Raw genomic sequence first — 12,514 nt, 5'->3', positions numbered from 1 at the left:
CCTGCCACCCGGCCCGCCGCGGCACCACGCTGGGCCCATGGCCACCACCCTCGTCCGACCGGACGAACACCCCTCCCGGAGCGACCGGGCGGCCCACAAGGCCGGCCCGGGGTCCGCAGCCCCCGCCCCCGTCCGCTTCCCGGCCCTGCGCCACCTCGGCCCGAACTGGTACGCGTCCGTCATGGGCACCGCCATCGTCGCCAACGCCGGCGCCACGCTCCCGTACCAGCTGCCCGGGCAGCGCACGGCCTGCCAGATCGTCTGGGCGCTGTCCGCCGCCGCCCTCGCCGTCCTCCTCGCCGCCCGCGCCGGCCACTGGCTGCACCACCGCGACCAGGCCCGCGCACACCTCCTCGACCCGGCCGTCGCCCCCTTCTACGGCTGCCTGTCCATGGCCCTGCTGGCCGTCGGTGCCGGCACCCTGCTCGTCGGCAAGGACCTGATCGGGGAGCCGGCCGCGGTCGCCGCCGACGCGGTGCTGTTCACCGCCGGCACCGCGGTCGGGCTGCTCGTGGCCGTGCTGGTGCCCTACCTGATGGTCGTCCGGCACGAGATCGACGCCGCCCAGGCCGGCCCCGTCTGGCTGCTGCCGCTCGTCTCCCCGATGGTCTCCGCGGCCACCGGCCCCCTGCTGGTCCCTCACCTGCCGGCCGGCCAGGCCCGGGAGGCGCTGCTGCTGGCCTGCTACGCGATGTTCGGGCTGAGCCTGCTGGCGACCCTGCTGCTGCTCCCGATGGTCTTCGGGCGGCTGCTCACCGCCGGCCCGCTGCCGCTGCTGCTGACCCCGACGCTGTTCCTGGTCCTGGGCCCGCTCGGGCAGTCCACCACCGCCGTCAACCAGCTGGCCGACGTGGCCCCGCTCGCCGTCGGAGCCCCGTACGCGGGCGCGCTCGGGGCGTTCGCGGTCGTCTACGGGGTGCCGGTGACGGGCTTCGCGCTGCTGTGGCTGGCGCTGGCCGCCGCGCTGCTGGTCCGGGCGGCCCGCGCCGGTATGGGCTTCGCGATGACCTGGTGGGCGCTGACCTTCCCCGTCGGCACCTGTGTCACCGGCGCCGCGGGCCTTGCCCGGCACACCGGGCTGACCGCGTTCGCCTGGCTGGCCGCCGCCCTGTACGTCGCCCTGTTGGCCGCCTGGCTGCTGGCCGCCGGGCACACCCTGCGCGGCCTGGCCACGGGGCGGCTGCTGCCCCGCTAGCGGGCCGCGGCCAGGGCCGCCGCCAGCACCTGCGGGGCCTCGGCGAGCGAGGGCCCGTACCAGGTCAGGTGGCGGCCGCTGACCAGGGCGGCCGGACGGCCCGGGAACGCCTCCGGGCCGTCCTCGCGCGTGAAGGCGTACGGCTCGTCCGGCAGCACCACCAGCTCGCAGTCGGCGGCGGCCAGCTCCGCCAGGGGCACCTTCGGGTAGCGCTCCGGGTGGCCGGCGTAGACGTTGTGCACGCCGAGCCGTGCCAGCAGGTCCCCCGCGAAGGTGTCCCGGCCGAGGACCATCCAGGGCCGCCGCCACACCGGGACGACGGCCCGCACGCCCTCCCCCGGCGCCACCCGCGCCCAGGCGGCCTCGGCCTCGTCCAGCCAGCGCGGCCGGGCCAGCCCCAGGGCGCGCACCAGCAGCCGGTCCAGCTCGGCGAAGGCCTGCGGCAGCCCGCGGACCTCCGTGACCAGCACCTCCAGCCCGGCCGCGCGCAGCGCCGCCAGGTCGGGGGCCCGGTTCTCCTCCTCGTTGGCGACGACCAGGTCGGGCCGGAGCGCGGCCACGGCGGCGACGTCGGGGTTCTTGGTGCCCCCGATGCGCACGGCACCCTGCCGACCGAGGCCGGCAGGGTGGGTGCACCAGTCGGTGACGCCGACCAGCAGGCCGGGGGCGGTGGCGGCCACCGCCTCGGTCAGCGAGGGCACCAGGGAGACGACCCGCACCGCCGCTCAGCGCCCCGGCTCGGGCGGCTCGAAGGTGGCGTGGATGTGCTCCCCGACCGCGACGACCAGGATCCGGGTGTCCTCGGTGACGGCCCGCCAGCGGTGGCGCACCCCGCCGGACAGGAACAGGGCGTCGCCGTTCTCCAGCCGGTACGCCCGCCCCTCGGCCTCCACCTGGCAGGCCCCGGAGACGACGTACATCAGCTCGTCGTTGCGGTGCTGGTACTCGCGGCCCGCGTCCTGGTCGCCGGTGAACTCCAGCGCGTGCAGCTGGTGGTGCCCGCGGACGAGGGGCCGCACGCCCGGCACCGGACCCAGCCCCGAGTCGTCCCCGGCCCGTACGAGGTCGACGGTGCGCGCGGTGTCGGACGCGGCCAGCAGCTCGACGGCGGTGGTCTCCAGCGCGTCGGCGACCCGTTCGAGGGAGCGCATGCTGGGCCGGGCCCGCTCGTTCTCTATCTGGCTGAGGAAGGGCACCGAGAGGCCGCTGCGCGCGGACACGGCCGCGAGGGTCAGGTGGAGCGCCCGGCGCCGCTTGCGCACGGCCACGCCCACCCGGAGCGGTTCCTTGGCGTCCTTGTCCCGTTCCTTGTCGTCCGAGCCGTCCCTGTCGTCCATGGCGGGGCTGCCCTCCCCTTGTCAGGTAAGTCGGCCTAGTCAGGTCTGTCGGCCGTGTCAGGTCTGTCGGCGTACATCGGCGTCCGTCGCACGGGGGTGTGCTGTAAGCACCTTACGCAGCAACCGCCCCCGGTTTCGCGCCCGTGGGCGGACCGGGCTACGCCGCGGGTGAAACTCCTGTGCCATGTCCGACCGCTTCTGCGGCCACTTTGCGTCCCCCTGGCCGTAACCCTGCGGCGTCGGTGGGGTGCGGCATCATCGTCGTCGTGACGACGACTCGACGGCTGATGCTGCTGGACACCGCCTCCCTCTACTTCCGTGCCTACTTCGGCGTACCGGACTCCGTGAAGGCCCCGGACGGCACCCCGGTCAACGCGGTGCGCGGACTGCTCGACTTCATCGCCCGCCTGGTGCAGGACCACCGCCCCGACGAGCTGGTGGCGTGCATGGACGCCGACTGGCGGCCGCACTGGCGGGTGGAGCTGATCCCCTCCTACAAGGCGCACCGGGTCGCGCAGGAGACCCCGGCGGGACTGCCGGACGTGGAGGAGGCCCCCGACACCCTGACGCCCCAGGTGCCGATCATCGAGGCGGCGCTGGACGCGTTCGGGATCGCCCGGGTGGGGGTCGCCGGGTACGAGGCGGACGACGTGATCGGCACGCTGACGGCGCGGGCCGCCGGCCCCGTGGACATCGTCACCGGCGACCGGGACCTCTACCAGCTGGTCGACGACGCCCGGCAGCGGCGCGTGCTGTACCCGCTGAAGGGGGTCGGGACCCTCCAGGTCACCGACGAGGCCTGGCTGCGCACCAAGTACGGGGTCGACGGCCCGGGCTACGCGGACCTGGCCCTGCTGCGCGGCGACCCGAGCGACGGCCTCCCCGGGGTCCCGGGGATCGGCGAGAAGACGGCGGCGAAGCTGCTGGACACCTACGGCAACCTGGCCGGGATCATCGCCGCGGTCGAGGACCCGAAGTCGAAACTGACACCCGTTCAGCGCAAGCGGCTGGACGAGTCCCGGCCGTACCTGGCGGTGGCCCCCAAGGTGGTCCGGGTGGCCACCGACGTGCCGCTTCCCGTGTTCGACGCGGCGCTGCCGGCGGCGCCGGCACAGCCGGAACTCGTCGATGCACTTGCCCACCGGTGGGGTCTGGGCGGCGCCGTGTCGCGCCTGCGGGGCGCACTCCTTCCCTGAGGTGCTAACTTAGGTAATCCTAAGTTTCAGGGGAGTCAGGGGAGACGCCGTGGCAGAAGGACGCGCCCGCAAGGTCGGCACCGCAGTCGTCGTGCGGACCGAGCGGCTGACGCCGCACATGGTGCGGGTGGTTCTCGGTGGCGCCGGACTGGCCCGCTTCAGCGCGGGCGAGTTCACGGACCACTACATCAAGCTGCTGTTCGCGCCGGAGGGCGTCACCTACCCCTCCCCGTGGGACCTGGACCGCATCCGCGCCCAGTACCCGCGGGCCGCGTGGCCGCGCCAGCGCGCGTACACGGTCCGCAGCTGGGACCCGACCCACCTGGAGCTGACCGTCGACTTCGTCGTCCACGGAGACGAGGGGCTGGCCGGCCCGTGGGCCGCCCGCGCCCAGCCGGGCGAGCTCGTCCGCTTCCTCGGCCCGGGCGGCGCGTACGCCCCGGCCCCCGAGGCCGACTGGCACCTGCTCGTCGGCGACGAGAGCGCGCTGCCGGCCATCGCCGCGGCCATGGAGCGGATGCCGGCCGGCGCCCGGGTCCACGCCCTGCTGGAGGTCGACGGCCCCGAGGACGAGCAGAAGATCGCGACGCCGGACGGCACCGTCCCCGTGTGGCTGCACCGCGGGACCCGCCCGGTGGGCGAGGCCCTGGTCGAAGCGGTCAGGGCCCTCGACTTCCCCACCCGCGACGTGCACGCCTTCGTCCACGGCGAGGCGGGCTTCGTCAAGGAGCTCCGCCGCCACCTGCGCCTGGAGCGGGGCATCCCGAAGGAGCGCCTGTCGATCTCGGGCTACTGGCGCCTCGGCGAGACCGACGAGGGCTGGCGGGCGATCAAGGGCGAGTGGAACGCGCGGATCCTCGCGGAGCAGGAAGCCGCGGCCTGACCCGGACGGCCGAACGGGCGGGGCCGGCGCACCGGCCCGACAATGAGGGGTATGCGTACCCGCCTCGCGCTCACGGCGGCGGGAACCGCGCTGGCGCTGGCCGCGGCCGTCCCGGTCGCGGCCGTCCCGGTCGCGGCCGCCCCCAGCCCGCCGCCGCCCCCGAAGCCCCGGCTGACGGACCAGGACGTCGCCACCGCGGTGGACCGCCTGCCCGCCTCCATCACGGCGGGGATGCGCAGCACGGGCGTGCCCGGGGTGTCCGTGGCCGTCGTCCACGACGACGAGGTCGTGTACCTCAAGGGGTTCGGCGTGCGGCGCACCGGCGAGAGCGGCGCGGTCGGCCCCGACACGGTCTTCCAGATCGCCTCCCTGTCCAAGCCGGTCTCCTCCACCGTCGTCGCCGGCACCATGAAGGACCCGGCCGAGTGGGACCGGCACACCGAGCTGCCCGGCTTCGCCCTCAAGGACCCCTGGGTCACCGGGCACGTCACCACCGCCGACCTGTTCTCGCACCGCAGCGGCCTGCCCGACCACGCCGGTGACCTCCTGGAGGACCTGGGCTACGACCGGGCGTACGTCCTGGACCACCTGCGGCTGCTGCCCCTGTCACCGTTCCGGGCGAGCTACGCGTACACCAACTTCGGGCTCACCGCAGCGGCCGAGGCCGTCGCCCGCGCCCACGGCACCAGCTGGCAGAAGCTCAGCGCCGACACGCTGTTCAAGCCCGCCGGCATGACCCGCACCAGCACCGAGTTCTCCGCCTTCGCCACCGCGCCCGACCACGCCGCCACCCACGTGAAGAACCGCGACGGCACCTGGTCCCCCCGCTACGTACGCGATCCGGACGCCCAGGCCCCGGCCGGCGGGGTCAGCTCCACCGCCCGCGACCTGGCCCGCTGGATGCGACTCCAGCTCGGCGACGGCACCCTCGACGGGAAACGGATCGTCCCCGCCGGGACGCTGGCCCGCACGCACCTGCCCGAGATCGTCGCGCAGGCCACCACCCCGACCGGCCGGCCCCAGTTCTACGGGCTCGGCTGGAACGTCACCTACGACGACGCGGGACGGCTGCGGCTCAGCCACTCCGGCGCCTTCGACCTCGGCGCCAACACCAACGTCACCCTGCTGCCCCTGGAACGGCTCGGCATCGTCGTCCTCACCAACGGCGCCCCGGTCGGCCTCGCCGACGCCGTCGCCGAGGACTTCTTCGACACCGCCGAGCACGGCGCGCCCACCACCGACTGGCTGCCCCTGTTCGCCTCGCTGTACGCGCAGCTCGACGCGAAGGCCTCCACGACCGACTACGCCCGTCCGCCCGCCGGCGCCGCCCCGCCGCGCGCCGACTCCGCGTACACCGGCACGTACGACAACGCTTACTACGGCAGGGCGACGGTCACGGCGGCCCCCGGCGGAGGCCTCACCCTGTCGCTGGGCCCCGGGCCCCAGCGCTACCCGCTGCGGCACTACGCCGGCGACACCTTCAGCTTCGAGACCGCCGGGGAGAACGCCGTCGGCCGCACCGGCGTGTTCTTCAAGGACGGCACGATGCGCATCGAGTACCTGGACGAGGAGCACCTGGGCACCTTCACCCGGCAGCAGCCGTAGCCCGCCTGCCACTGCCCTAGCCTGGAGCCGATGAGAAGCAGAACCCGCATACCTCCCGCACCGCTCCCCCAGATCGACGGCATCGACCCGGTCCGGCTGCGGCTGCCCACCGTCCGCGACGGCAGATGGCCCGACCTCGGCAGCTACCTCACCGAGCGCTACGCGGGCACCCGCGGCGCCGAGTCTATGGCCCGCCTGCTCCACGCCGGCCGGATCCTCGGCCCCGGCGGGCGGGTGCTGCGCGCGGCGGACCCGTACGAGCCGGGCGCGTACCTGTGGTTCCACCGCGACATGGACCCCGAGCCGGTGGTGCCCTTCCCGATCGGCGTGGTGTACCGGGACGCCCACCTGCTGGTGGTGGACAAGCCGCACTTCCTGGCGACCACCCCGCGCGGCAGCCACATCGTGCAGACCGCCCTGGCCCGGCTGCGCAGCGAGCTGGACCTGCCCGAGCTGAGCCCGGCGCACCGCCTGGACCGGCTCACGGCCGGCCTGGTGATGTTCAGCATCCGGCCCGAGGACCGCGGCGCCTACCAGGGGCTCTTCCAGGAGCGGCGGGTGGGCAAGGAGTACGAGGCCCTCGCCGTCCACGACGCGGCGGTCGAGCTGCCCCGCACCGTCCGCAGCCGGATCGAGAAGGTCCGCGGGATCATCGGCGCGAGCGAGGTCCCGGGCGGCGAGCCGAACGCCGAGACCTCGCTGGAACTCCTCGACACCGCGGGCCGCCTGGGCCGCTACCGGCTGGTCCCGCACACCGGCCGCACCCACCAGCTGCGGGTGCACATGAACGGCCTCGGCCTGCCCATCCTCGGCGACCCGGTGTACCCGGAGGTCACCGACCCGGCCCCGGACGACTTCCGGCGGCCGCTGCAACTCCTCGCCCGCACCCTGGTGTTCACCGACCCGGTGACCGGCATCGAGCACCGCTTCGAGTCCGGCCTGGAACTGCTCGCCTGGCGGGACCGCGCCGCCTGGGAGGCCGGGGCCGGGCGGCCGCCGGCCGCGTAGCAGCGGACGACGCGGGCTGCGCCTCTGGGGGGGCGTCAGACCAGCAGGGGTCCCCCGCAGCGGTCGGCGCCGTCCTTCACGGCGATGAGGTTCGCCTGAACGTAGGAGATCAGGTTCCGGGCGTGCCAGTCGGTCGGGTAGTACGTGACCAGCCGGGACTGCTGGAAGCGGGCCTCGATCTCCGGCACGAACGCCCGGTACTGGTCATCGGTGTAGTACCAGAACGAGTTCTCGTTGTAGTACGCGACGTGCGTCGGGTCCTGGTACGCACCCCGGCCGTCGGAGCTGGGCGTGAGGGACAGCAGCATGCCGCCGGGCGCGAGCAGCCGGTACAGCTCGTTGATCAGCGGGATCTTCTGCGGCACGTGCTCCAGGAAGTCGACCGCCCGGACCAGGCCCACCGAGCCGTCGGCCAGGTCCAGCGGGTCCGGCAGCGTCGCGACGATGTCGACGCCGTCCCGGGAGTGGCGGTCGACGCCCACGTAGCCGGGCGGCTTGCGGTGGGCGGCCCCCAGGTCCAGGGCGAGCAGCCCGCGCCGCCGGGCCCAGGCGAGCGTGTTCGCCTCGATGTACTTGTCGTACAGGGCGACCGTCTCGCGCTGGATGTGGGCGCTGACCTCGGAGTCCCGCTGCGTGTTGTCCGGGTGCATGCGCTGCAGGTACAGGCAGCGGGGGACGTGGTGGAACTCCCCCGCCTGGAAGAGGCGGCACATCAGGTCCTGGTCGTCCAGCACGGCCCGGGTGGCGTCGTAGCCGCCGACCTGCTCGTACGCGTCCCGGCGGAACGCCCGTACGTGGTTGGGGGCGTACCAGATGTACGAGACGTTGTGCGGGGTCGGGGCCATGGAGACGGCCTGGAGCAGGCGCCGACCGTCCACGTCGACGTCCTCGTACCGCCAGCCGTGGCTCTCGTTGAAACGGGACTCGTCGCGGCCGCCGTCCTCGGTGATCTGCGCGGTGTTGCTGTAGACGAGGACGGCGTCGGGGTGCGCGTCGAAGGCGGTGGCGAGCTCCGCCAGGCAGTCGCGGGCGAGGAGGTCGTCGTGGTCGAGCTCGACGAGGATCTCCCCGCGGGCGAACTCGCAGGCCCGGCGCTTGGCCGCCCCGACTCCGCGGCTGTCGTCGCACACCTCCACCCGGACGCGGTCGTCGGGGTGCTCCGGCCGCCAGCGCGCGCCGTTGTTGAGGAGCACGATCCACTCCCAGTCGGTCCGGGTCTGCGCCTGGAGGGTGGCGAGGCACTCGTCCAGGTAACGGGGGCGGTGGCTGGGGGTGAAGACGGAGAACCGGGGAGTCGGAAGAACACTCATGTGCCGTACCTGTCGTGGTGTGTGAGAGGTGGATGTACCCGCGCCCCGGCCCCGAAGCCCGAGCCGAGACCCGAAGCCGGGCCCGACCCCGGCCCCGAAGCCCTGGCCCCCAGGACCACGGCCCAGCCGAGACCCGAAGCCACGCCCGAGGCCCAGCCCGGGACCGCGGCCCGGTCCAAGAGCCGAAGCCAGGCCCCTGGGACCGCGGCCCGGCCCGAGACCCGAAGCCAGGCCCAGACCCGGGACCGCAGCCCAGACCCAGAACCAGGCCCAGGCCCGGCACCGAAGCCCAGGCCGCTGCCGAGGCCCGAGGCCCGGAGCCGAAGCCGGTGACCGATGTCCAGGCGAAGACCGGAGCCCAAGCCAAGGCCGAGGCCCAAAGCCGAGGCCCGGGCCCAAGCCCGAGACCGAAACCAAGCCCGGCCCGAGTCCGAAGCCCGGCCCGAGCCCGGGATCCGGTAACCGCACCGAAGCTCAGGCCCAAGCCAAGACCCAAGAGGCGAGGCCCGAGGCTTGAGGCCCAGGCGGCCGAAGCGAGGGCCCGTGACCGAGACCAAGATCCAGACCCAGCCACGGCGCTAAGCCGAGGCCGAGCCCGAGGCCCGGGCCCGAGACCCGACCCCAGCCCGGGCCGAGTCCGAGAACCGGCCCGAGCCCGGGACCAGGGCCCGGGCCGAAATCCAAGCTGAGGGCAAGGCCCGAGGCCAGGACCGAAGCCGGGCCCCCGGCTCGGGTCCGAAACCAAGCCCAGGCCGAGACCGAAGGCCCAGAACCGAAGCCGGGGCCCGCGGCCGGGCGGAGAACCCGAAGCCCGTGGCCTAGGCCCAGGTCCCAGGCCGAAGCCAGAGGCCCAGGCCGAGGCCCGGAGCCAAGGGCCCAGGCCCAGGCCCAGGCCGGAAGCCCAGGCAGAAGCCGAAGCCAGAGGCTTGGGTCGAGGCCGAAGGCCCAGGCTCCAGGCCGGAGTTACAGGACGAAGGCGCAAGCCCCGGCCGGAGTTAGAGGCCGCGGCCCAGGAATCTGGGCCCGGGCCGTAGCCCGAAGCTCGGGCCGCGATCCGAGGCCAGGGACCCGGGCTGGAGGCCCGGGACCGACGGCGGGTGGTGGCAGGTGGTGTGGTGGCGTTGTCGGAACGGAGCGGGAACTGAGCTGGACGGCGGCTCCGGGCGCCGCTTCGCGGGCCTACCTCACCGGGAGGCGGCGGAGGTCATGGGGTGCAGACGGCGTACACCGTGATGGTGCGGGCGTCCGCCGAGGTCGCTTGCCAGCCGGTTGCGGGTGGACCGCCGACCGGGCGGGTGACGACGAGCTCCAGGTTGCCGCCGGCAGTGGTCTGGTAGCCGCCGCCGGTGGCGAACCGGCCCGCCGGGCATGTGGCCACGGCGGTGCCGGTGGCCGAAGTGACCGAGATGACGGTCCCCTGGGCTCCGGACCCACTCCCGGGCGCCCCCTGGACCCCTTGAGCCCCGGTAGCCCCTTGAGGCCCCGTGGCACCCTGCGACCCAGTGCTGCCTTGAGGCCCGGTGGCCCCCTGAACTCCCTGACTCCCCTGCGCCCCGGTAGTCCCTTGCACCCCCGTGGCACCCTGTGGCCCCGTGGCGCCCTGAACCCCCGGATCCCCCTGCGCGCCAGTAGCGCCTTGAGCCCCGGTGGCACCCTGAGCACCCACATCCCCCTGAGGGCCGGTCGCACCCGCAGTGCCCTGAGAGCCAGTGGCACCCTGCGGCCCTGTGGCACCCTGTACTCCGGGATCACCCTGCGGTCCCGTAGCTCCCGTATCCCCCTGCGGCCCGGTGGCACCCTGGGCACCAGAATCACCCTGCGGTCCCGCAGAACCCGTAGCCCCCTGAGAACCGGTCGCGCCCTGTGGCCCAGGATCACCCTGGGGCCCCGCAGCACCCGTGTTCCCCTGAGGGCCAGTCGCACCCTGGAGACCCTGGTTCCCCTGAGGGCCGGTCGCACCCACATCCCCCTGAGGCCCGGTCATGCCCTGGGCACCCGGATCACCTTGTGCGCCAGTCGCACCTTGCGCCCCTGGATCACCCTGTGCACCGGCAGCTCCGGTACCACCCTGAGGGCCGGTCGCACCCTGGGCACCCTGGGCACCAGAATCACCCTGCGGTCCCGCAGAACCCGTAGCCCCCTGAGAACCAGTGGCACCCTGCGTCCCTGGATCACCCTGCGGACCGGCGGCTCCCGCACCGCCCTGAGGGCCGGTCGCACCCTGGACACCCGGATCACCCTGCGGGCCGGCAGCCCCCGGGGCGCCCTGGAAGCCACGATCACCCTGGAAGCCGCGGTCACCCTGGGCACCCGATGAGCCCAGGAAGCCTTGCGAGCCCCGGTCGCCCTGCGGGCCCGTGGCGCCCTGGGCTCCGGGATTCCCCTGGGGGCCGGGGTCGCCCTGGAAGCCCCGGTCTCCCTGGGGGCCCGGGTCACCCCGGAGGCCCGGGGAGCCCTGGTTCCCCTGGGGGCCGGGGGTGCCCGGGGTGCCCTGGTTCCCCTGGGGGCCGGGGGCGCCCTGTGCCCCCTGGAACCCCTTCAGCTGCTTGAGCCACTCGTAGTCACACTTCCAGGCGGCCCCGGCACCGTCGTCCCCCCGCCCCGGCCGCGGGTCGAACTCCCGGCTGACGGCACCGTTCGGGCCCGGCACACCGGTCACGCACGCGGGGTGCGGGCCGCGCGGCTCCTCGTACGCGTCGGCCACCGCCGCCACGGACGGAGTGAGTTGGACGGCCACACCGAGCGCCCCGGTCGAGACCAGCACGGCGGTCCGGACCCAGGATCTGCGAAGTGACTGAGGCTTCATCCATCGACCTTCCTGCAGAACGGCAGAGGCGCCCCGCGCTCCGGCCCCCAGTCGCCAGGCCGGAGGGCGGAGCGGGGGCGCCTTCGAGTCCACGGTCACGACGACCCGGCTCTCAACACCCCCCGGAACAGTAACTTTCGGGCATTCCGGTCGACGCTCCCGCCCGCGCGGCTCACATGCGATTCCCCTGATCTTCATTCCATCGGCCTACGCGCGACAGAGAACCCCGCTCAGCGGCACCGAAGGAGGCCCGGCAAACAGCACGGCTGCAGGGCCAGCAACCCGCAGGCCCAGCAACCCGCAGGACCTGGCAGCCCGCAGCGCACACCACGGCCGGCGCGCCCCACCCCGCCCCACCCGGCGCCCGGCCCTACCCGGCGCGGCCCCCGCCCTGGCCGCCTGCCCCCGCCCCCACCCCGGCCCCGGCCACCGGCCCGGCCAGCTCGACCCCGGCCCGGGCCACCCCCGCCGCCCCGCCCGGATCCGCATCGCGTGCGACGCCGGCGATCCGCAGTGCCGCGTCCGCCGTGGCCTCCGCGAAGGCGGCGACCGGGCGGGCGGGGTCGTAGCGGTGGATCAGCATGACGCCCTCGATCAACCCGAAGACCAGGTCGCCCCGCAGCGCCAACCCGGCCCGGTCCCCGCCGAGTTCGAAGCCGAGGGAGGTGGCGCCGAGCAACGCCCCGTACGCCTCGCGCAGTTCGCCCCGCAGCTGGCGGAACCGGCTGAACCGGGATCCCGCCACCTCGGGCAGCAGGTACAGCGCGCCCAGGTCGTACGGCCCCCCGCACAGCAGCAGCACGTCCGAGCGGCACAGCTCCCACAGCCGCTGAGCGGCGGGCCGCCCGGTGTCGGCGAGGAGCCGCCGGGCCAGCCGCAGTGAGGGGGCGACGGTGGACTCCAGGAGTTCGGCGAGGAGTTCTTCCTTGCCGGCGAAGTAGTGGTACATCGTGGCCTGGCGCATCCCGGCCCGCTCGGCCACGGTCCGCGTGGTGGTGGCCGCGTACCCCCGTACGGTGAACAGCTCGGCCGCCGCGCAGAGGAGTTCCTCGCGCGGCGGGGGGGCGCCGCGTTCCTTCCGCCCGTTGGCGCGGGGTCGGCCAACCCCTCTCGGGGCCTCGCCCGTTTCCCCCATCCCGGTCCCGTCGCTCCACCAGGGGACCACCAAGTGAGT

Annotated in this window: 10 protein-coding genes and 1 pseudogene; 6 read left to right on the top strand and 5 right to left on the bottom strand. The window is 74.5% G+C overall.

Features of this window, described 5'->3' with window-relative positions; all coding sequences use genetic code 11:
• The first annotated feature begins 181 nt into the window (after positions 1-181).
• The gene (locus ACZ4VL_RS35705) at positions 182-1,195 is read left to right on the top strand and encodes a TDT family transporter (protein ID WP_468208698.1); all 1,014 of its coding nucleotides are present in this window, start codon (positions 182-184) and stop codon (positions 1,193-1,195) included.
• On the opposite strand, the gene ACZ4VL_RS35700 is transcribed toward ACZ4VL_RS35705, so the two are convergent.
• Both ACZ4VL_RS35700 and ACZ4VL_RS35695 read right to left on the bottom strand, forming a co-directional pair.
• Positions 1,192-1,914 (bottom strand): helical backbone metal receptor, encoded by a 723-nt coding sequence (locus tag ACZ4VL_RS35700; RefSeq protein WP_468208660.1) that lies wholly within the window; start codon positions 1,912-1,914, stop codon positions 1,192-1,194. The two genes, ACZ4VL_RS35705 and ACZ4VL_RS35700, sit on opposite strands and share 4 nt — an antisense overlap.
• A 6-nt stretch (positions 1,915-1,920) precedes the next feature.
• Complete coding sequence (locus ACZ4VL_RS35695; RefSeq protein ID WP_468208658.1) at positions 1,921-2,532, bottom strand: helix-turn-helix domain-containing protein; 612 nt, start codon at positions 2,530-2,532, stop codon at positions 1,921-1,923.
• 287 nt (positions 2,533-2,819) lie between these two features.
• Here ACZ4VL_RS35695 and ACZ4VL_RS35690 point away from each other — a divergent pair, with 287 nt between their 5' ends.
• The 4 genes from ACZ4VL_RS35690 to ACZ4VL_RS35675 are packed head-to-tail and all read left to right on the top strand — an operon-like array spanning position 2,820 to position 7,224.
• Positions 2,820-3,728 carry a 5'-3' exonuclease gene (locus ACZ4VL_RS35690; protein WP_468208695.1) on the top strand — a complete coding sequence of 303 codons (909 nt, stop codon included), beginning with the start codon at positions 2,820-2,822 and terminating at the stop codon, positions 3,726-3,728.
• 49 nt (positions 3,729-3,777) lie between these two features.
• The gene (locus ACZ4VL_RS35685; protein ID WP_468208655.1) at positions 3,778-4,611 is read left to right on the top strand and encodes a siderophore-interacting protein; all 834 of its coding nucleotides are present in this window, start codon (positions 3,778-3,780) and stop codon (positions 4,609-4,611) included.
• Between the two features lie 51 nt (positions 4,612-4,662).
• Positions 4,663-6,216 (top strand): serine hydrolase, encoded by a 1,554-nt coding sequence (locus ACZ4VL_RS35680; RefSeq protein WP_468208653.1) that lies wholly within the window; start codon positions 4,663-4,665, stop codon positions 6,214-6,216.
• 30 nt (positions 6,217-6,246) lie between these two features.
• Positions 6,247-7,224, top strand: coding sequence for a pseudouridine synthase (locus tag ACZ4VL_RS35675; protein ID WP_468208650.1), 978 nt, complete (start codon positions 6,247-6,249; stop codon positions 7,222-7,224).
• A 35-nt stretch (positions 7,225-7,259) separates the two neighbouring features.
• Here the strand turns inward: ACZ4VL_RS35675 and ACZ4VL_RS35670 are convergent, their stop codons facing one another.
• Together ACZ4VL_RS35670 and ACZ4VL_RS35665 are read right to left on the bottom strand one after the other, a co-directional pair.
• A complete protein-coding gene (locus tag ACZ4VL_RS35670) occupies positions 7,260-8,534 on the bottom strand; it encodes a glycosyltransferase (protein WP_468208648.1) in 1,275 nt (424 codons plus the stop codon).
• 1,204 nt (positions 8,535-9,738) lie between these two features.
• Positions 9,739-9,912 carry a hypothetical protein gene (locus ACZ4VL_RS35665; protein ID WP_468208645.1) on the bottom strand — a complete coding sequence of 58 codons (174 nt, stop codon included), beginning with the start codon at positions 9,910-9,912 and terminating at the stop codon, positions 9,739-9,741.
• Between the two features lie 645 nt (positions 9,913-10,557).
• Here ACZ4VL_RS35665 and ACZ4VL_RS35660 point away from each other — a divergent pair.
• Entirely contained in the window at positions 10,558-10,851 is a 294-nt protein-coding gene (locus ACZ4VL_RS35660) for a hypothetical protein (protein ID WP_468208642.1), read from the top strand.
• Between the two features lie 985 nt (positions 10,852-11,836).
• Here ACZ4VL_RS35660 and ACZ4VL_RS35655 read toward each other — a convergent pair.
• A pseudogene (locus ACZ4VL_RS35655) lies at positions 11,837-12,475 on the bottom strand (TetR/AcrR family transcriptional regulator); the annotation flags it as partial.
• Between the last annotated feature and the right edge of the window lie 39 nt (positions 12,476-12,514).

The sequence above is a fragment of the Streptomyces sp. NPDC029014 genome, from assembly GCF_055564695.1.
This window is presented reverse-complemented; position numbering and strand designations above follow the sequence as displayed.